This window comes from Planococcus sp. YIM B11945, from assembly GCF_050864155.1.
Taxonomy (GTDB): Bacteria; Bacillota; Bacilli; order Bacillales_A; family Planococcaceae; genus Planococcus.
In genome coordinates, this window is sequence record NZ_JBOZWR010000004.1 from 357,674 (window position 1) to 377,527 (window position 19,854).

Consider the following 19,854-nt stretch of genomic DNA (forward strand, 5'->3'; position numbering starts at 1 on the left):
TTCAACGATTTGCGTTGACTCCTTTCCCCTTCCAAGTCATTCTAAAATGGATTCACCTTTTTATCTTTCTTTATTGGCACACTTAAAAGAAAAAGCGAGGTGAGAAAATGAGCTTTTTGAACCGCTTGTTCGGCAGCGCTGAAAAACAACAGCCCAAAGTCGAAAAACGGACGCTGCGCAATTTGCGTGTCGGTGATTTCGTGTCCTACGATTTGGTGGATTATGAAGTGACCGGCAAAATCCATTACGACGACCACGGCTATACGTGGGACGCCTATCAGCTGGCTTCTGCCGGCAAAACGCTGTGGCTCAGCGTCGAAATGGACGATGAGCTCGAAGTGGGCATGTATGAGAAAACACGCCTGGCGGGAATTGAGCCCGGCGCCAAGAAAATTACCTATAAAGACCAGGCTTATTTTTTGGAAGAGCAAGGCCGGGCATATGTCCGGGGCGAAGGCCGCAGCCAAAACGTCAATGGCCAAGAAATGAGTTATTACGAATACGCGGACGAAGCCGGCGAATCCTTTTTGTCGGTGGAAGACTGGGGCGGCGAAGTGGAAGTCAGCCACGGCTTTGAAATCGAAGAATTTGAAGTAAGCATCCTAGCGGGAAGCTAACCAATTGGAGGAGATCGTATGTTTCAATTTTTCAAACGTGTCCAAACTTATGTGGAATCCGAGCTGAATGCAGCGCTCGACAAGGCGGAAGATCCGGTCAAAATGCTCGACCAGTTTATGCGCGACATGGCGGCGGATATCCGCGACGCCGAAACGGCGGTGGCGAAGCAGCTGGCCAACGAGAAAATGCTGAAGAAGAAGTTTGACGACGCCAACAGCATGGTGGAAAAACGCGAGCAGCAAGCGATACAAGCGGTTGAAGCGGACAACGAAGAACTGGCCCGCCGCGCGCTTGAAGACAAGCAGACGTATGTAACGCAAGCGGCCGACTTGAAAGGCTCCTACGAACGGGCGGCATCGGATTCAAGCATTCTCCGCGAGAAACTGGCGGAGATGAAGCGCGAATACGAACAAATGGAAATCAAAAAAGATTCCTTGAAAGCCCGCGCGGAATCGGCCAAGACGCGGACGATGATCAACCGCACAATGTCTTCGGTCGGAAGCGACGAATCCCGCAGCGGCTTCGAACGCATGGAAGAAAAAGTGATGCAATACGAAGCGGAAGCCGAAACGAGCGAAGACTTGCGCGCCGGTTCGCGCAGCCTCGACGATGAATTCGCTTCATTGAATAAAAACAGCAAAGTCGATGATGAATTGGCGGCGCTGAAGCAGCGGCTGAAAAAAGAATAAACGGACAAACGGCGGCCCGCTTGCGGCGGGCTGTTTTTGTCGATACGGGGTGTTTACTGGATGATAAAAAGAGGATGGCTTTGCGGCCTCGTTTCCGCCGTGCTGCTGCTGGCAGCCTGCGGAATGGCCCAAGCGGAAGATTACGTTGAAGAAAACTACACATTCGTTGATGCGGTGGCGGGCAGCAGTTCGAACGACCGCGCGATGATGTACCGCTCCGAACAAAGCTTGAGCGATACGGCAACAGAATTGAGCGGCGTGCAGGAACCGGAGCAGATCGGTGAAGTGGTCGAAGGACGGCAAGTGCTCGTGTACGACGATGAATTCATCATTTTAACCGAAGATCCCGACAATGCAGGAACCACGCTTGTCGAAGTGGCCGGCGATGAATTTGTCCGGAATACGTACCATCCCGGATTTTTCACCGGCATGTTTGTCGGTTCGTTCTTAAGCAACCGGTTCGGAAATACATGGGTGTCGACACAAGGCAACCGGTGCAGCCGCGGCGGCTGTTATTCCGGCGGCGGTTCATACGCCTCCTTCCCGTCCACCAGCACATACGGGCGCGGTTCGAATTTCCGCGGCGGCGGGCCTGGAGTAGGAAAATAAACGATAGCAAAGGAGCTTGACCAGTGAATGAATTTTTATTGACGTTTTTATACTACCTTGCGGCGATTGCCGTCGTCATTGCCGGTTTGATTGTTTTCGAACTGATGACGCGAAAATACAAAGATTGGGACGAAATCAAAAGCAACAACACCGCGGTCGCCTTGTCGATTGCCGGAAAAATCATCGGTATCTGCATCATTCTCGCTTTTTCCATTCTGCACAACGACACTATCTTGGACACAGTCATCTGGGGTCTCTTTGGCGCAGCGCTTCAACTGTTGGCGTACGTGCTGTTTGAAGTGCTGACTCCCCGCTTTTCAGTTCAAAGCGGGCTGAAAGACAACAACACAGCCGTCGGCATCATTTCATGCGCCGTTTCGATCGGATTGGCGTTCGTCATCGGCGCTTCTATCACTTAAGGCGGTGTTGGCATGACTGAAGAAGAATCACTCCGGCAAAGCCGGGCGATTTATTACGCATCCGGCATCGTGTCGATTTGCGGAATCATTTTTGAAGTGCTCTTTGGGGCGCTTGGTTCGTATATTTTAGGGGATGGCGTGAAGCAGTATACGCTCACGATTTCTCTATTTTTAACTGGCATGGGCATCGGCGCGTATTTAAGCGAAAAAATGACCAAGAATTTAATCGGTTCGTTTATTTGGATCGAATACGGCATCGGCATCGTTGGCGGCTTTTCCGCAATGCTGCTGTTTGGGGTGACGGCGTATTTGCCGCCGGGCTCAGGCTCCCTGTTTTTGTACAGCGTCATCTTGCTGGTCGGTACGCTGACCGGCGTCGAGCTTCCGATTTTAATCCGGAAAGCCAATGAAATCGGTGTTTCGCTGCAAAAAAGCGCCGCGAAAGTGCTGTTTTCCGACTACGCCGGCGGACTTGTCGGCGGGCTGCTGTTTTTGTTCTTGCTGCGCCCTTATTTCGGGCTCGTGAAAACAGCCTTTCTTGTTGCGCTCATCAACGTTGCAGTTGCGTTATGGATCGTTTTCCGCTTCCGCCATGAACTAAAGCAGTTCCGGCTGCATGCCAGCTTCGGCGTGTTCTTTTTGGTGCTGTTGATGGCGGGTGCTTTGTTCGGCGAAGAAGCGGCGTTTCAATTCGAGGAACGCCTGTATAAAGATCCGGTCGTCTTTTCCGAACAGACTTCCTACCAGAAAATTATTTTGACCAAAGCGCAAGGCGACACGCGGCTTTATTTGGACGGCCAGCTGCAGTTCAGTTCGTCCGATGAACACCGCTACCACGAAATTCTCGTCCATCCGGCAATGGCAGCGGCTAAACGGCACGAACGCGTACTCGTCCTTGGCGGCGGCGACGGCCTTGCTGTCCGGGAAATGTTGAAGTATGAGGATTTGGGAAGCGTCACACTCGTTGACCTGGATCCGAAAATGACGAAACTCGCCCAGGAAAACCATATGCTGACGGAGCTGAATGAAGGCTCGCTGAACAATCCCAACGTGGAAATCATTAATGACGACGCGTTTCGTTTTTTGGAAACAGCAGACGGCTTTTACGACGTCATTCTGATCGATTTGCCGGACCCGAACAACGAATCGTTGAATAAGCTGTATACGCAGGAATTCTATTCGCTTGCCCGCAATCATTTAGCGCCGGACGGGGCCATGATGGTGCAGGCGACCAGCCCGGTGTTTGCGCCGCAAGTCTACTGGACCATCGACAAAACCGTCCAAACAACCGGTTTAGAGACCGAAAACCTGCATGCCGACATTCCGAGTTTCGGCGGCTGGGGCTATGTGCTTGCCTCCCGCTCAGGAATAAACACCGAAAGCCTTCAGATTATCGATGACACCGAATACTTAACATCCGAACTGCTGCCGGCGCTGACTGCGTTCGGCAAAGACGAAGACGCGTCGATTGAAGACAGTAAAGGCAAAGAGGTCGTGCTCGAATCAAACACGCTGATCCGGCCGAACTTGATTGATATTTACGAAAAATCATGGACTAATTATTAACTGAAAAGACGTTCGCAAAGCTGAAAACTGCTCTGCGCACGTCTTTTTAATTCGTTTTGGGGAAATTTCAGAAGTGGATGTTTTTTTCTTAATATTCATGATACGATATGTTAAATTAAGGAAATCTAATCGGGGGTTATCTGGTGAAATATCTTTTCTGGGCAATATTCGGAGCGGCTGTAGCATGGTTAGCACTAGGTTTCTTGCTGGACGATTGGGATATGCGAGGTATGGTGACGCTTATTACAGGAATTGTTTCAGGGTTTTTCCTTCGCAAACAGACAGAAGACAAGCTTTAATGTAAACAGGCTTTTCTCAAACAATCCAACGGACCGAAATCAGAGCGATTCTCTGGTTTCGGTCCGTCTTGTGTTATTACGCTTATAAAAGCTTCCGGTAGTTGGCTCTTAAAAACACGCTGTCGATTTGGCTGGTGTACACTTCCGTGTTCAAAATCCGTTTGCCGATCAGCCGGTTCACGAGCTGTTCGGCTTCTTTAAATTCCAGTTCCGCAGCTTCTGCGATTTCCATAGTTTCGACCACTGCCAGCTCGTTGTCGTTTGTTTCGTTGAGTTTTCGGGTTTTTTCGACAATAAACGACAGAACTTTTGCTTCTGTTTCGGTTATTTTATCCGCTTCCAGAAAATCGCTGATAAAATCCCGGCCGTTTACCCGGTCTTTCAGTGTTTTTGCCGCTTTAAACTGCGCCGCTTTTGATGCGGAAATGGTGATTTCTTCTCCTGTTTGCGGGTTTCGGCCTTTGCGCTCGCTTTTTTCGGTGACTTGAAACGTGCCGAAATCGTTGATTTTCACTTCGTCGCCTTTGGCTAGTGCCGCTGAAATGCTGGATAGGATTTCATTGACGGCTTTGGCCGCCCGGTCTTTCGGCAGCATCGTTTTTGCTGAAACGGTTTGGATCCATTCGGTTTTGTTCATCGGTTTTTTTCCTCCTGATATCGAAAGGGGCTCTACTCTCCCGCGACTGTTTATTAAACGTGCAGCTGTGTTCTTGTCTTCTATTATACAGCGATTGCGGCCGGAATGATTTTCTTCTTTGCGTTTTCTGCATTGCTGTTCGAAATTAATGATAAAATGGGATTTGTTGCAACAAGCATTTACTTCAAAGACAAAGGACTTGAAACCATGATACAAATTTTCTGGTATATTTACGCCGCGTTTCTGGCTACTTCGACGATTGCTTATTTGATCCACGGCGGCTACAAGAACAGCATTTTCCTGATTGACTTGGTCGTTTCAATCATCACATGGACCGGTCTTTTCGGATTCGTCACCCACCGGCAGATTTTCACGCCGTTTGTCTGGCAGATCGTCTTTTTCGGGGCGCTTTTGTGGGACATCCTCTTTTATGTGTTCCTGAAGAATTCGATTCTTGAGGAGGAAGCGGAAGAAGCGGATATGCGGGTGATGAACATCATCACGACCGTGTTCATGCTCGCTTTGCTGGGGCCGCTGTATTATGCGCTGTTCCAGTATGCTTTTTAAGCACGGCCCCCTCGTTTTCTTCTATGATTATTGTTAGTTAGCTAGTATAGGAAGTAAAAAAATTGTATTATTTTATGCTCTTGTTTGGCGTTTTCTCAGTCATTGTGGCAGTTGGCCTTTGCCTTGTGATGTACTTTGAAAGAAACTTTACATTAGTCGGTTCCATCCAGACTATATTAAGTTTGCTCATCGGCGTTTTTCTATTAGTGATTACGCTGCCGACTTTTAAATACATGCTCTTTAAGGAGTACGATACGGTCAAAGGCAATTGCACCATCGAAATTTCTTCCGGCAAGTCTGCTGACGCAACACTTAGGATGCCTGATACAGATGATGTCTTTTCTTTTACCGACATTCCCGAACTGGACGCGTACGGCAAAGCCATTCCGTACTATTGCGAAGTGACCGTTTCGAAAGACCATATGTTTGAAGTCGATTATCAGATTTTTGATGTTAAGACGCGGGAGCTGCTTGAGACAAGCTACTGATTTCTTGACCGTAAAAACCACCGTTCACAATGAACGGTGGTTTTTGGTTCCATATTTTATTAAACAAACAAGCTAAGCAGCAAGACAAACACCAGACCCGATACGGAAATGATCGTTTCCAGCAGCGTCCACGTGGCAAACGTCTCTTTCAGACTCAAGCCGAAAAATTCCTTGAACATCCAAAATCCTGCGTCGTTGACGTGGGACGCGATCAGGCTTCCCGCTCCGGTTGCCAAAACGACGAGCGCCGGGTTGACCGCAGACTGGCCAAGCAACGGAATCACGAGCCCCGCTGTCGTTAAAGCGGCGACCGTTGCCGAACCGAGTGAAATCCGCAAAATGGCGGCAATCGTCCAGGCAAGAATGATCGGGGAAAGCGTCGTTCCTTCAAACAGCTGCGCAACATAATCGCCGACGCCGCCGTCGATCAGCACTTGTTTGAAAGCACCGCCGCCTCCGATGATCAAGAGCATCATCCCGATGTGGTTGATGGCTGTGACGCACGAATCCATGACCGTGCGCATCGGAATCTTCCGGGCAAGGCCCATCGTGTAGACCGCCACAAGCAGCGAAATCAGCATCGCTGTCGACGCGCCGCCGATAAAGCGGACGACCGACAATACGGCGTTGTCGTCAAATTCAAGCGTTTCTTGCAGCAGCGTGATGATCGTTGCCACTGACATCAAGATGACCGGCAGCATTGCCGTGAACACACTGATGCCGAATCCCGGCGTATCTTCTAGTTTGAATGTTTTCTGTTCGCCAAGCGATGCAATGTCGCCGGTTTTATTGAATGAGTTCGGCACGAGTTTCCGTGCGATTTTCGTGAAGACCGGACCGGCCAGGATCACTGTCGGAATTGCAATGATGAAACCGTACAACAGCACTTGGCCGATGTCTGCGCCGTATTCGCCGGCAATGACCGTCGGGCCGGGATGCGGCGGCAAAAATCCGTGGGTGACGGATAACGCGGCCACCATCGGAATGCCGAGGTACATGATGGAAATTTTCAGTTCCCGTGCAATCGCGAAGACGATCGGCACGAGAAGCACCAGGCCGACTTCAAAGAACAGCGCGATCCCGATGATGAATGAAGCGGCCACAACCGCCCATTGGATGTTCTTCTCCCCGAACTTGTTGATCAATGTCATGGCGATGCGCTGGGCGCCGCCCGCATCGGCGATCAGTTTGCCGAGCATGGCCCCGAGGCCGAATATGAGCGCCAAGTGGCCGAGCGTTCCGCCCAAGCCCGCTTCGATTGTTGCCACGATGTCTTCAAGCGGCATCCCGAGTGCGATGGCAACCCCGAAGGATACGATAATCAACGAAATGAACGTGTTCAATTTCAGCCCCATAATTAAAATCAATAAGGCAATAATTCCAAGTGCTACTATCACTAATGGCATGTCGCTCTCCCCTTGCATTCTGTTAGTTTTTTACTATATAAGTTGAACTTAAGAATCATCATTTCATATACCGCTTCGGCCGCTATGGGCCTGGCTCTCACGATAAGCCGAGAAGACCACTCGTCTTATCGCTTCGCCTAGCCCGTGGACGCGCCGAAGCTAAGAGATTTCTTACTACCAGAAGAAATGATCAGCAGGATCACTCTATTACTGCTAGCAGGCTAGAAGATATGGAGCAAAACAGCGGAGAAACCCTTACTGTTTCTGCATCGCTACGCTAGCTTCGAAACATGAAAGAACGTTGCTCCTGTCTCTGCATCGCTGCGCTAGCTTCGAGACATGAAAGAGCGTTGCAGTGCTGCGCACTTCGTCGCAAGCGCAGCGGTTTTGCGGAATATCAATAACTCCAAAAATTTAATTCAACTTATATAGTTTTCTTTGGTAAGCCGCAATTCGTTCGTAATCTTTTTCCAATACTCTGGACAGGTCGATGAAAATCGGCAGCAGCTGCCGGTAATTTTCCACCGCTGCGTCGTTCGGCAAATGCTTGTACGTGTTGCCGATCATGTCGGAGACGATTTCAAACGAATCGATTTCCCCTTTTGCGTACAGCCCGAGAATGCAGGCGCCGAGGCACGAACTTTCGTAGCTTTCCGGCACGGCCACTTCCGATTCGAAAATGTCCGCCATCATTTGCCGCCACACTTCCGAGCGGGCAAAGCCGCCGGTCGCCTGGATGCGGGTGACAGGCGTATCCATGCATTCCTGCAGCGCCAAAAAGACGGTATACAAATTGTAGATGACGCCTTCCAGCGCTGCGCGGATCATGTGCTCTTTTTTGTGGGACATCGTCAGCCCGAAGAACGAACCCCGGACGTCCGGATTCCACAGCGGCGCCCGCTCGCCCGCCAAGTACGGATGGAACAGCAAGCCGTCGGAACCGGGAGCGACCCGGTCGGCAATCCGCGTCAACACTTCGTACGGATCGATGCCGAGCCGTTTTGCCGTCTCGGTTTCGGATGACGCGAGCTCGTCGCGGACCCAGCGGAGGACCATGCCCCCGTTGTTGACCGGACCGCCGATGACCCAATGCTCTTCAGTCAGTGCGTAGCAGAAGATCCGCCCTTTGTCGTCGGTTTTCGGTTCGTCGATGATCGTTCGGATCGCTCCGCTCGTGCCGATCGTTACCGCAATCTCGCCTTTTCGGATGGCGTTGACGCCGAGGTTCGACAGCACGCCGTCACTTGCGCCGATTACAAATGCGGTTTCAGAATTAAGGCCCATTTTTTTGGCCAGTTCGTCGTTGCAGCCGGTAATTATTTTCGTCGTCGGGACCAGTTCGGATAATTGGTTCCGGCTTATGCCAGCCACATTCAACGCTTCTTCGTCCCAGTCGAGCGTCTTCAAATTCATCAGGCCGGTAGCCGACCCGATCGAATGGTCGATGACATAGCCGCCGAAAAACTTCTGGAAAATGAATTCCTTGATGCCGATGTATTTTTTTGCACGTTCTGCAATTTCCGGCCGTTCATTGGTGATCCAAGTAATTTTGGACAACGGCGACATCGGATGGATCGGCGTGCCGGTCCGTTTGTAGATTTCATGGCCGTTCAGTTTGTGTTTGATCTTTTTCGTCCACGCTTCGCTGCGGTTGTCCGCCCATGTGATGCATGGCGTCAGCGGCTGGTCCTGTTCGTCCATGGCAATGACGCTGTGCATTGCACTGCTGAACGACAGAAACGAAACCGACTCGGGATCGCGGCCTTTCATGATGGCAGAAACAGCGCTCACTACCGCCTGAAAAATCTCTTCCGGGTTTTGCTCGGCTGTTGAAATGTCCGGCGTGTACAGCGGATAGCCGATATTTTCCTGCTGCATGACGTTCCCTTGCCGATCGAATAAAACGGCTTTCGTGCTCGTCGTCCCGATGTCTACACCCAACATATACGCCATTTTTTACTCATCCTCTTTGTTAAAGATTTGCTGTGCCCGCCACGGGCTTTCCACTTGCCCTTGGACGTCGTCAAAATTCTGGTGCAGCGACTGGACCATCAACGCCCGGTTTTTCTCCCGGATCGCCTGTATATACAATTCATGGTTTTCGATGACACGTGCTAAATCGCTGTACTCTTCTTTAAACCGTGTCCGCATCGACAGCAAGATGAAACTTTCCATCACCGGCTTTAAATTATCCCAAATCATCGCGATGTAGGAATGGTTGGCGGACCGGATAATCGCTTCGTGGAACAAGACGTCCTGATAGGAAAATTCGTCGGCATCTTGATACTTGATAGCGATTTTCATCATTTCCAGTATTTTATTGAGTTCTTTGACGAGCTCTTCCACTTCCGAATCCACTAAGCGTTCAAAGACAAACGATTCGATCAGAAGCCGCACATCGTAAATTTCATCAATTTCCTTCTCTTTCAATCCAATGACGACCGCGCCCATCCGTTCCAGGCGGATCAGTCGTTCCGAAGCCAGTACTTTCAACGCATCCCGAATCGGCGAGCGGCTCACTTCAAATTCTGCTGCCAGTTTGTTCTCGGACAAAATGGTGCCGCTTTCAATTTCTCCGGCAATGATGCGCATCCGCAGCTCGGACGTGATCCGTTCACCGGTCGACGCTTTCGACAGCCACTTTTCCGGATATAAGGTTTTCTTCTCGTTGGACATATTAGCCACCTCTTCCGAATGAACAAGTATACTTGTATACAAGTTATTATAAATAAATGAAAAGATTATGCAAGCGTTTTCTTTAGTGTTTTTTAAAATCAGCATACAACACTGGAGATCAGGAGGAGGTTGTATTTAATTTAGCAGCTTAAAGAGCTATCCAATGCCGTAAACTCCTTCCTGCACCTATCAAGATTTCTCCGCTATCACTTTAACTTTATTTTTACCTTCTGTATTTATACTGAATAAAAAGAGGAATAAAAGCTAAATTCAGGAAGGATGGAAGTTAAGTGGAGCAAAGGAAAATCTACAGATTATCGTTGCCGATGATTGGAATATTTATGGTTTTCGGGATATTGATTTTGTTTATAAACATCTTGGCTTTGCGGGATGCGCTTAATGAAGGCTTATGGGATGTCCTAATGTTTGGTGGTCTCATTTTCATTTTCCCGCTTCCCTTTATAGGATATGCCATTTACCTGTGGCGAAAAAGAAAAGAAGGCAGAGGATTTTATTGGGACGACGAAGGTGTTGTCATCGACTTAGATGACAATAAAGTGTATTGGGAAGAAATTGAAAGCATACAGTTATACAGTGGCTATAAGTCCGGTTTATCAAAAGCCACTGTCATTCATCCTCATTACACAAATCACGAAAAAATAAGGGAACGACGCAAAAAATGGATGCCGACACCTGCACATTCGATTGATTGGTTTATGATCGAAAAGCCAGAGGAATATCATGAAAGTGTGATGAAAGCTTGGGGTGAAAGACGTCATTTGTTTAAATAGACGGATATAGTGCCTAGTTTTACAAAAGGAGAGAGGACATGTGGAAGAATATCTGCCAAAAGATCCCATAAATTGTTTTTTCTTTGTTGATACACATGCATTCACATTTTAAAATACAAATTAAAAAGGACTCTCAATTAGTCGGAGAGCCCTTCCCTATTTTCTTTCAGCCGTTCCACAAAACTCATTTAAGCTGTTTAATTTTTTAAACTGAACTTAAAATTCCTTCTCCTATCAATCCGTGAGCCGCTAGAATCGCCTCAAACTCTTTCGGACTGACCGGCTTTGAAAACAAATAGCCTTGCCCGATATGGCAGTTGATGCGTTTCAACACATTCCGTTGCTCTTCGGTTTCGATGCCTTCTGCGACAATCGACAAATCCAGCGTCTGGCCAAAATCGATGATCGTTTTCACCATCGCCTGCTGCTTCGGTTTGTCTACATTGTCGATAAAGGATTTATCGATTTTCAACGTGTCAATCGGCAAAGTTTGCAGGATATGAAGCGATGAATAGCCGGTTCCGAAATCATCAATCGACGTTTTCACGCCGATTTCTCTCAGGCCGCTTAAGATCTCCACGCTTTCCTTTGTGTTCTGCATGATGCTCTCAGTAATTTCGAGCTCCAAACATTGCGGGCTGAGGCCGGATTCTTCAAGTGCTTTCCGGACGGTTTTTAGAAATTCGCCGTGCTCGAACTGCAGAACAGAAACGTTGACCGAGACGCAGAGCGGTGAAAAGCCTTGATTCTGCCACGCCATGTTCTGCACACAGGCGGTTTCCAGCACCCATTGGCCAATCGGAACAATTTGCCCGGCTTCTTCAGCTACCGGGATGAATTCCAGCGGGGAAATCCAGCCGAGTTCCGGATGCTGCCAGCGCAGCAGCGCTTCCATGCCGATGAGTTCGTTTTTCTGCAAATCCACTTTCGGCTGATAAACAAGCGTGAACTCATTTTTCTCAATGGCTTTTTTCAAGCCGCTTTCAATTTTCATTTTACGCGCCATGGTTTTATTGAGCTCGGTGTCGTAGAATTTAAAGTTGTTTTTGGCGCTTTCCTTCGCCGTATACATCGCCGCATCGGCATGCTTGAACAAATCTTCACCGGTCGTTCCGTGCTCCGGGTAGATGCTGATGCCGATGCTCGGCGTAATGCTCACTTCGTAATCTTCCACAAGGAACGGCTTTTGGAATTTCGCCAAAATGCCTTCAGTTGCCGATGTGCAGTTTTGTTCCGTCGCTTCCGGCAGGATGACGACAAATTCATCTCCGCCCAACCGGAAGATGGACGCAGTTTCGGCTAGTGACTCTTTCAGCCGCTCCGCCGTTTTGATGAGAATGTGGTCGCCGACATAATGGCCCATCGTATCGTTGACCGCTTTGAACCGGTCCAGGTCCATCAGCAGCAGCGCCGTCTTGCCGCCATCCGGCTTCTCCAAAAAATCCTCCATCGCTTCCATAAAGCTCATCCGGTTCTTCAGGCCAGTCAGCGGATCGTGGTAAGCGAGATCCCTGTACTGCACCATCAGCTGATTGTTTTCCCGGAGAATAAAGAGCTGCCGGCCAAGAACGATCAGAATTGCAATCAGCAAACCGAAACTCAACGCATTAAAATCCCAGTGGTACGTGATAATCACTAAAACGATAAGGACCAATATACTCGCATAAGGAAGAATAAATTCTTTGCTTCTTGCAGCGTTTGCTCTTCCGAGTTCCGATTCTCCTTTATAGCCTTGTGCGTAATACCCGGAAAAGCCGATCAGCAGCATGGCGATCAGCCAGAACAGATCGAGGATGTTCCCTTCATAATAGCTGCCCGTCATGGATGTGTAGGCATACACCGAATCGGTCGCCGCCTGCAGCAAAAAACCGGACAGAAACAGCATCAGCACATCTCTCTCTTTATCGGGCTGGATAAAATAATACAAAATGAGCGCGATAAAAAACATGCCCAAATCCGCAATCGGGTAAGCTGCCGCCAGCAACGAATTCATCAGCGAATTATCGGCAAATTGGAGCATTGGCGTAATAAGGTAATGAAGGCTGATGGCCGTCGCTGTGATCATATAAACAGCCAAGTTAAAAAAGAACGAGTGACTGGAAAAACCGGCGCTCAATACTTTAGTTTTATAGACGAGCGAAGCAAAAAAGAACAGATAGGCGAGCAGCATAATTGCATAACTAATACCGTCCGCCAAGCTGTTACGGCTGACTTCCACATAAACCCAGATCGAATTGGAAACAAGGTACAGCAGCATTCCGATCGTCACCAGCCGCCAGAAATTCTTCCGCTTGCCCGTTGAGCTTTGATAGGCTTGAAGCAGCCAGTAAAAACTGATGGCAGTCCCCAGCATATTGACGATGCGGATTCCCAGCAGCCTCACCGGTTCGTTTTCGTTGAACAGCACATCCCAGCCGCAAAACACCATTGCTGTTATCCATATTGTGAAAACAGCCAGTCGTTTGCTTTTTAACATGGTGATTCCTCCCGGCAAAAATATAATGGTGAACTGTTCTTAGCCGGAGAAAACAAGGTTTTGTTCCTATCGCTAAAGTTCGATTGGTGTTTTATTGCATAAGAAAAGAAGGAAGCTCGGTTCAATGCTCGCCTTCTTCGCATTCCTTCATAGAATTATGTATGTAGTTAAACTAAAGAAGAACGCTACAATATACCCTGATTATATAACAATAAACTCCAAATAGGTTTTATTTTTTCGCCGGAACGGAACGCGGTTTTAGCCGCCCTGCTTTCTATCCGGATTCATGCAAAAAGGGCATTCCTTAAAGCCGGAATGCCCTTTCACGATTCTCTTATTTTTGCAGCCGTTCGACAAAGTCGTTCAAGCGGTCCAGCGAGTAGATATTGTTGTTGCAGACCTCGTTGTCCTGGCAAATGTAGTTGCCGCGCTTCACGAAATTGTCCTGGCCGGACGTTTTCGTTTTGGCAGTGAACAAGCCAACGTCGCTGTGGCGGTTGCAGATCGAGCAGATGCCTTTTTTGTGGCTGCGCGTCAACGTGCCGTGGACGCCGTGCAGCACGCCGTCTTTTTCGGTGACCAAATACATGAGCGTCGAACTTTCAATCCAGCCGATATACGACAGCTTCTTGAAATCGAGCGCATCAAGCTTCGGCCCTTTCAGCTTTTTCGCTTTCGGGAACAGTTTTTTCAGGCCTTGGTCTGTGACGGCCTTAAACGGGAGGATATAAGGCCGGAGCTGCTCCAAAAACGCTTCGGCGTCAGCCGTTTCTTTTACTTGCGTCAGCGGGCTGAGCACCGCTTGCTGTTCAATGGTAAGCGCCGGGAACTGCTTAAAGACTTTTTCCTGCGCCAAATGCCGCAGGACGCTTAACACTTCGGCATCGTTGCTGGTCGCTTGTCCGGTAACCAGTATTTTTGCCTGGTCTTTGATGAAGTTGAATTGGTCGTTCCGGATAAACGCCTCCGGACGCTCTGCTGCGTTTCCTGTTTTATCGGTCGTTTCTTTTACATGTATCATCGTGAGCCCACTCCTTACTGTTTTAGGTGTTTGCTTATAAGGAAGAAAGCCGGCCGCATCAAACGGCGGAAATAAGGGCGATCAGTTCTTGCTTGCCCCATACAAAGTGTCGCCATTCGAGTTACCGGGCTTTGCATGAGTTTTTCGTGACGCTGACAATTCGACTGAGATTGCCATCTGATAACAGCTCCTTTAAAGGCAGGGAGTTCCCCCCTTGTGGTTTAATCATACTCGAATCTCCATTCTATTTCCAATGTCGCCGCCTGCATTGAAATTCACTTTTTCGCGTTCATTCGAAAGCCCTCTGACGCTCCATCACGAGTACTTATAGACTAGTGGAATTTTTAGGAAGTAATAACTAGGCATTTCTGTTTTTCTTCAATGAAATGCCGCTTTTCCCCTGCAAATTATCGATTATTAGGCGTATATTGAAAAAAAGTTGCTTTGGAAATAATTAACGTATTTTAATAATTGCTTGCGCGTGTTAGTATAAGATTGTTCCAACATTCACGTTTCACCTTGCAGTTATTCTTACTAAAAAAGGACCTATTATAATGACTTACATTTTGTGGTTTCTCTACGCGGCACTGCTTGTCACATTCGCGGTTAAACTTCTAAATCGGGGCGGCTACAAGAACTACGTGTACCTTCTGGATTTGGCGGTAACGGTCATTGCGTTGATCGGATTGTTCGGGTACGTCACCGGCAACGAGCTTTTCACGCCATTTGTCTGGCAGTTGGTATTTGTCGGCGCTTTGCTGTGGGATGTTCTGTTTTTCTTCTTCTATAAAGGAATTGCGTTTGATGCAGAAGCTGCGGATGGCCCGTTTTTGGCCGTGTTCAGCGGGGTTTTCATGGTTGTCTTATTGAGCCCGTTGTATTTCGCACTGTTCCAATACGCGTTTTAATACACCATTAATAGCCGCTGTCCTTTTTGAGGACAGCGGCTTATTTTATTGAAATGCTAAAAATGCAAAAAGTTACTGCAGCTTTTTTCGAAGCTGTTCCGCTGCCGAAAGGGCTCTTGCGTCTTTTGCAATATCGCCCGGTTTGTTTCCTTCTCCGATGACATAGCCATCAAAAGCTGTTCCCATAAAATCAAAGATATGCTGAAACTGTTGAATCATTGGCAATGCTTTCATATAAGGCTGATCCCCGCCTACTGCAATGACAAATGCCCGTTTTTGGGACATGTGCTTTTTAAAATCCGGATAGTTGGAATCTCGTAATGTCTGGGACCATCGATCAATGAAATTTTTCATTGTGCCGGTCATGCTGTACCAATAAATCGGGGTGGAAAAAATCAGAGTGTCGTGTGGAAGGATCCGGTCAAGGATGAAATTGTAATCATCGTCTACTTCGCCGAATCCCTCTTCTGCATGCCGCTTGTCTTGTATCGCTTCAATCACGTAATCGTTTAAGTAGATTTCTTCCACTTCTAAGCCTTGAGTCGCTAACTTCGTTAAGGCCTCTGTGTTTCCATTTGGGCGGTTTCCGCCGTACAGAACTGCAATCGTCATCCTTAATTCCTCCAGTGTAGAGTTAATTCGTTATTCATTATTGCCTTATTCTATAATGAACACCACATAAAAAACCAACAAGGCGATTGGCCACTTTGTTGGTTTTTTGCGTCTTTTTGGTTAACTGGCCGGTGTTGTTGGATTAATTCGTTTCGGAATGTTCAACAGCCTTTTCGACAATCCGCTCGGGATGCGTATACAAGTTGAACGATTCGCCGCGGATAAAGCCGACGGCCGTGATGCCGAGTTCGTCGGCAAGCGACAAGGCGAGTTCCGTCGGCGCTGATTTGGACAAGATGACTTCGCAGCCGATTTTCGCGACTTTCAGCAAAATTTCCGAGGAGATGCGGCCGCTGAAGACGATGACTTTGTCGCGCACGCTAATGTTGTTTCGGAGGCAATGCCCGTAGATTTTATCGAGCGCGTTATGCCGGCCAATGTCGACGCGCGACAGGAAAAAGCCGTCGGCGCTGCAGAGTGCCGCGTTATGGACGCCTCCAGTCTGGCGGAACATGTCGGCGCTTTCGTCCATGCGACGCATCAGTGAAAAGCAGTCTTCCGGCGACAGTGTGACCCGTTTTTCCGCCATCGTTTTCGCCGTCAACGCGTCGTGCGCAAAGACGAAACCTTGCCGGCTCATGCCGCAGCACGAAGAAACAAAGCGTTTGTTCTGCAGCTGCTCATAAAACGGATACACCTTATCCGCCGTGATGTGGACGATGCCCTTCTTTTCATCGACTTCTACAGCTTTGATGTCTTTTGCGTTCGGGATGATGCCTTCAGAAGCCAAAAACCCGACGGCCATGTCCTCAATAAATTCAGGCGAACAGACAATGGTGATGAATTCCCGTCCGTTGATGTGGATTGTAATAGGCTGCTCCACGACCACCTGATCTTCTTTTTCAATGAAAGACCCTTTGGAATAGCGCAGGATGCGGCGTTCAGTGTGTTGTTCCATCGGTTTTATTCACTCTCCTCAGAGAAGATAGTAGTTTTCGGACAATTCAGTTAATAAGTTGTATAAATCTTTTAAATTGTCTATAATAATACCACATATTGGGGGTATACAAGAACTGCCAGCTCCAAATCCAGCCGGCAAACCGGATATACCCCATTCGATCTTTATCAATCCAAAGGAGGTAATGGCATGCCGATCAACATCAACGGTTCATCTTTTGAATTCGAACCTGGACAAACGATTCTGGAAGTGATCAACGCCAACAAAATTACGCATCCGCAGATCTGCTACATGCCTGAAGTCGATCCGATTGAAACGTGCGACACCTGCATTGTTGAAATGGACGGCAAGCTCGTCCGCGCCTGTTCGACCCCTGCCCAAGCCGGCATGGACATCCAGCTCGCTTCCACCCGCGCCAAAGAAGCCCGGACCGAGGCGATGGACCGGATTTTAGAAAACCATTTGCTGTATTGTACGGTGTGCGACAACAACAACGGGAATTGTAAAGTACATAATACCGTTGACATGATGGAAGTTGAACACCAGAAATACCCGTTCGAACCGAAATGTTCAACGGACGCTGTGGATTTCACCAATCCGTTTTACCGCTATGACCCGAACCAGTGCATCGCTTGCGGCCAGTGCGTCGAAGCCTGCCAGAACCTGCAGGTCAATGAAACCTTGACCATTGACTGGGAACGCGACCGCCCCATCGTTTTGTGGGACGGCGGCGCGAAGATCAACGAATCATCATGCGTCAGCTGCGGCCACTGCGTTACCGTCTGCCCGTGCAACGCGCTTATGGAAAACACGATGCTCGGCGAAGCCGGATTTATGACCGGCCTGAAACCGGAAATTTTAGAGCCGATGATCGACCTCGTGAAAGACGTCGAACCGGGGTACAGCGGCATCTTGGCCATTTCCGATGCGGAAGCTTCCATGCGCCATACGCGCATGGAAAAAACCAAGACCGTCTGCACATTCTGCGGCGTTGGCTGCACGTTTGAAGTATGGACGAAAGATCGGGAAATCTTGAAAATCCAGCCGGTGTCCGAAGCTCCGGCCAACCAGATTTCCACATGCGTCAAAGGAAAATTCGGCTGGGATTTCGTCAACAGTGAAAAGCGCCTTACCACTCCGCTTATCCGCCGCGGCGACGAATTCGTCGAAGCCACTTGGGAAGAAGCCCTGGACCTAGTCGCTTCCAAACTAGGCGGCTATAAACGGGATTACGGAAAAGATGCCATCGGCGTTATCTCTTCATCAAAAATCACCAATGAAGACAATTACGTGATACAAAAAATAACGCGCCAAGTATTCGAATCCAACAATATCGACAATTGTTCGCGCTATTGCCAAACCCCTGCAACAGATGGCTTGTTCCGCACAGTCGGCATGGGCGGCGATGCAGGAACGATCGAAGATCTCACTAAAGCCGGACTAATCATCATCGTCGGCGCCAACCCGGCGGAAAGCCATCCGGTGCTTGCGACACGCATCAAGAGAGAACACAAACTGCACGGCCAAAAACTGATTGTCGCAGATCTTCGTAAAAACGAAATGGCCGACCGGGCCGATTTATTCATCCGCCCGAAACAAGGAACGGACCAAGTGTGGCTGATGGCTGTCACCAAATACTTGTTTGACAACAACCTGCATGATGAAGCATTCGTCCGGGAAAACGTCAACTTCTTTGACGAATTCAAAATGGCGCTGGAGATGTATACGCTCGACTACGCGGAAAAAGAAACAGGCATCCCGCAAGAGACGCTTATCCAAATCGCGCACGCCATCCATGAAGCAGATGGAACTTGCATCCTATGGGGCATGGGCGTGACGCAGAACACCGGCGGTTCGGATACATCCGCCGCGATCTCCAATTTGCTGCTTGCGACCGGCAATTATCGCCGGCCGGGTGCCGGTGCCTATCCGCTCCGCGGGCACAACAATGTGCAAGGCGCCTGCGATATGGGTGCGATGCCGGGCTGGCTTCCGGGCTATCAGCATGTATCGGACGATGAAGCGCGCGAGAAGTTTGAGCGTGCGTACGGCGTAAAAATCGATTCTGAGCCTGGGTATGACAACGTTTCGATGCTCAACGCGGTCGAAGCGGGCAAAATGAAGGCAATGTACATTATCGGAGAAGAAATGGCGCTTGTTGACGCTAACGCCAATCATGTCGATGAAGTGCTGTCGAAACTGGACTTTCTCGTCGTACAGGATATCTTTTTCTCAAGAACAGCCCAGTACGCCGATGTGATTTTGCCGGCTGCTCCATCGCTTGAGAAAGACGGCACATTCACCAATACCGAACGGCGCGTCCAGCGTCTTTACAAAGTGCTTCCGGAACTTGGCGGCTCAAAGGCCGACTGGTGGATTGTCCAGGAAATCGCCAATCGGATGGGTGCCGGATGGAATTACAGCCATCCGAGCGACATCTTTGATGAGATGGCAAGCCTATCGCCGCTGTTCTCGCAAGCGAATTACGAAGTATTAGAAGGCTGGAACAGCTTCCTTTGGGGCAGCCACGAGGGGACTAGCACACCGCTTCTCTATATGAACGGCTTCAACTTCCCGGACAAGAAAGCCCGTTTCGCTTTGTCTGATTGGGTGCGGCCCGTTGTGTTCCCTGCGGAATACGACCTGCATATCGACAATGGCCGGCTTTTGGAACAGTTCCACGAAGGCAACCTGACGGATAAAACAAAAGGAATCCATGAGAAACTGCCGGAAAGTTTTGTTGAAGTTTCACCGGAACTGGCGAAAGCAAGAGGCGTTGAAGACGGATCGCTCGTGCGGCTTGTCTCTCCTTACGGTGCTTTGAAAGTGCCGGCTTTTGTCACTGACCGCATGCAAGGCAATGTGCTGTTCCTGCCGATGCACTCAACAGACAAGGAAACGGCCATCAATTTCCTGACTGGCCCTGCCACCGACCAGCGAACCAATACACCGGCCTATAAGCAGACGAAAGTCCGCATGGAACTGATCACTAAAAAAGGCAAATCGCCGATACCGGAATCAAATCCGCGCGGCAAGATCCGCACACCGCAAAAAGGTGTCGAAGTCGAACGCAAATGGCAGCGTCCGGGCTATGTCCCGCTGACCGATCAATGA

The 19,854-nt window shown here is 49.1% G+C and carries 19 protein-coding genes; 11 read left to right on the top strand and 8 right to left on the bottom strand.

Annotated features, from left to right (window positions below):
* The first annotated feature begins 107 nt into the window (after nucleotides 1-107).
* The 6 genes from ACRRQV_RS09670 to ACRRQV_RS09695 all read left to right on the top strand — a co-directional run bounded on the left by ACRRQV_RS09670 (nucleotide 108) and on the right by ACRRQV_RS09695 (nucleotide 4,200).
* A complete protein-coding gene (locus ACRRQV_RS09670; RefSeq protein WP_432530176.1) occupies nucleotides 108-617 on the top strand; it encodes a DUF4178 domain-containing protein in 510 nt (169 codons plus the stop codon).
* 18 nt (nucleotides 618-635) lie between these two features.
* Nucleotides 636-1,307: a PspA/IM30 family protein gene (locus ACRRQV_RS09675; RefSeq protein WP_432530178.1), complete on the top strand. Its 672-nt coding sequence runs from the start codon at nucleotides 636-638 to the stop codon at nucleotides 1,305-1,307.
* A 60-nt stretch (nucleotides 1,308-1,367) separates the two neighbouring features.
* Nucleotides 1,368-1,916 (top strand): DUF4247 domain-containing protein, encoded by a 549-nt coding sequence (locus ACRRQV_RS09680; protein ID WP_432530180.1) that lies wholly within the window; start codon nucleotides 1,368-1,370, stop codon nucleotides 1,914-1,916.
* A 23-nt stretch (nucleotides 1,917-1,939) separates the two neighbouring features.
* A complete protein-coding gene (locus ACRRQV_RS09685) occupies nucleotides 1,940-2,335 on the top strand; it encodes a DUF350 domain-containing protein (protein ID WP_432530182.1) in 396 nt (131 codons plus the stop codon).
* Between the two features lie 12 nt (nucleotides 2,336-2,347).
* The gene (locus ACRRQV_RS09690) at nucleotides 2,348-3,901 is read left to right on the top strand and encodes a polyamine aminopropyltransferase (protein ID WP_432530184.1); all 1,554 of its coding nucleotides are present in this window, start codon (nucleotides 2,348-2,350) and stop codon (nucleotides 3,899-3,901) included.
* 143 nt (nucleotides 3,902-4,044) lie between these two features.
* Complete coding sequence (locus ACRRQV_RS09695; RefSeq protein WP_432530186.1) at nucleotides 4,045-4,200, top strand: hypothetical protein; 156 nt, start codon at nucleotides 4,045-4,047, stop codon at nucleotides 4,198-4,200.
* An 82-nt stretch (nucleotides 4,201-4,282) separates the two neighbouring features.
* On the opposite strand, the gene ACRRQV_RS09700 is transcribed toward ACRRQV_RS09695, so the two are convergent.
* Nucleotides 4,283-4,837 carry an HU family DNA-binding protein gene (locus tag ACRRQV_RS09700; protein WP_432530188.1) on the bottom strand — a complete coding sequence of 185 codons (555 nt, stop codon included), beginning with the start codon at nucleotides 4,835-4,837 and terminating at the stop codon, nucleotides 4,283-4,285.
* A gap of 105 nt (nucleotides 4,838-4,942) precedes the next feature.
* Between ACRRQV_RS09700 and ACRRQV_RS09705 the strand changes: the two genes are divergently transcribed.
* A complete protein-coding gene (locus tag ACRRQV_RS09705; protein WP_432530190.1) occupies nucleotides 4,943-5,404 on the top strand; it encodes a hypothetical protein in 462 nt (153 codons plus the stop codon).
* Between the two features lie 62 nt (nucleotides 5,405-5,466).
* Nucleotides 5,467-5,892 carry a hypothetical protein gene (locus tag ACRRQV_RS09710; RefSeq protein ID WP_432530192.1) on the top strand — a complete coding sequence of 142 codons (426 nt, stop codon included), beginning with the start codon at nucleotides 5,467-5,469 and terminating at the stop codon, nucleotides 5,890-5,892.
* Nucleotides 5,893-5,951: 59 nt separating this feature from the next.
* Here ACRRQV_RS09710 and ACRRQV_RS09715 read toward each other — a convergent pair whose 3' ends face one another.
* The 3 genes from ACRRQV_RS09715 to ACRRQV_RS09725 form a co-directional block, all read right to left on the bottom strand.
* Nucleotides 5,952-7,298 carry a GntP family permease gene (locus ACRRQV_RS09715; protein ID WP_432530194.1) on the bottom strand — a complete coding sequence of 449 codons (1,347 nt, stop codon included), beginning with the start codon at nucleotides 7,296-7,298 and terminating at the stop codon, nucleotides 5,952-5,954.
* Between the two features lie 414 nt (nucleotides 7,299-7,712).
* Nucleotides 7,713-9,242 (bottom strand): gluconokinase, encoded by a 1,530-nt coding sequence (gntK, locus tag ACRRQV_RS09720; protein ID WP_432530785.1) that lies wholly within the window; start codon nucleotides 9,240-9,242, stop codon nucleotides 7,713-7,715.
* A 12-nt stretch (nucleotides 9,243-9,254) separates the two neighbouring features.
* Nucleotides 9,255-9,974: a GntR family transcriptional regulator gene (locus ACRRQV_RS09725; RefSeq protein ID WP_432530196.1), complete on the bottom strand. Its 720-nt coding sequence runs from the start codon at nucleotides 9,972-9,974 to the stop codon at nucleotides 9,255-9,257.
* Nucleotides 9,975-10,264: 290 nt separating this feature from the next.
* Between ACRRQV_RS09725 and ACRRQV_RS09730 the strand changes: the two genes are divergently transcribed.
* The gene (locus ACRRQV_RS09730; protein ID WP_432530197.1) at nucleotides 10,265-10,765 is read left to right on the top strand and encodes a hypothetical protein; all 501 of its coding nucleotides are present in this window, start codon (nucleotides 10,265-10,267) and stop codon (nucleotides 10,763-10,765) included.
* A gap of 205 nt (nucleotides 10,766-10,970) precedes the next feature.
* Here the strand turns inward: ACRRQV_RS09730 and ACRRQV_RS09735 are convergent, their stop codons facing one another.
* Both ACRRQV_RS09735 and ACRRQV_RS09740 read right to left on the bottom strand, forming a co-directional pair.
* Nucleotides 10,971-13,241 carry a putative bifunctional diguanylate cyclase/phosphodiesterase gene (locus ACRRQV_RS09735; RefSeq protein WP_432530198.1) on the bottom strand — a complete coding sequence of 757 codons (2,271 nt, stop codon included), beginning with the start codon at nucleotides 13,239-13,241 and terminating at the stop codon, nucleotides 10,971-10,973.
* Between the two features lie 334 nt (nucleotides 13,242-13,575).
* Nucleotides 13,576-14,262 carry a FusB/FusC family EF-G-binding protein gene (locus ACRRQV_RS09740; RefSeq protein WP_432530200.1) on the bottom strand — a complete coding sequence of 229 codons (687 nt, stop codon included), beginning with the start codon at nucleotides 14,260-14,262 and terminating at the stop codon, nucleotides 13,576-13,578.
* A gap of 554 nt (nucleotides 14,263-14,816) precedes the next feature.
* On the opposite strand from ACRRQV_RS09740, the gene ACRRQV_RS09745 reads away from it, so the two are divergent.
* Entirely contained in the window at nucleotides 14,817-15,170 is a 354-nt protein-coding gene (locus ACRRQV_RS09745) for a hypothetical protein (RefSeq protein WP_432530202.1), read from the top strand.
* A 72-nt stretch (nucleotides 15,171-15,242) separates the two neighbouring features.
* Here the strand turns inward: ACRRQV_RS09745 and ACRRQV_RS09750 are convergent, their stop codons facing one another.
* Both ACRRQV_RS09750 and fdhD read right to left on the bottom strand, forming a co-directional pair.
* Complete coding sequence (locus ACRRQV_RS09750) at nucleotides 15,243-15,782, bottom strand: flavodoxin family protein (RefSeq protein ID WP_432530204.1); 540 nt, start codon at nucleotides 15,780-15,782, stop codon at nucleotides 15,243-15,245.
* Nucleotides 15,783-15,924: 142 nt separating this feature from the next.
* On the bottom strand, nucleotides 15,925-16,749 hold the full coding sequence (fdhD, locus tag ACRRQV_RS09755) for a formate dehydrogenase accessory sulfurtransferase FdhD (RefSeq protein WP_432530787.1): 825 nt from the start codon (nucleotides 16,747-16,749) through the stop codon (nucleotides 15,925-15,927).
* A 180-nt stretch (nucleotides 16,750-16,929) separates the two neighbouring features.
* Here fdhD and fdhF point away from each other — a divergent pair, with 180 nt between their 5' ends.
* A complete protein-coding gene (gene fdhF / locus ACRRQV_RS09760; RefSeq protein WP_432530206.1) occupies nucleotides 16,930-19,854 on the top strand; it encodes a formate dehydrogenase subunit alpha in 2,925 nt (974 codons plus the stop codon).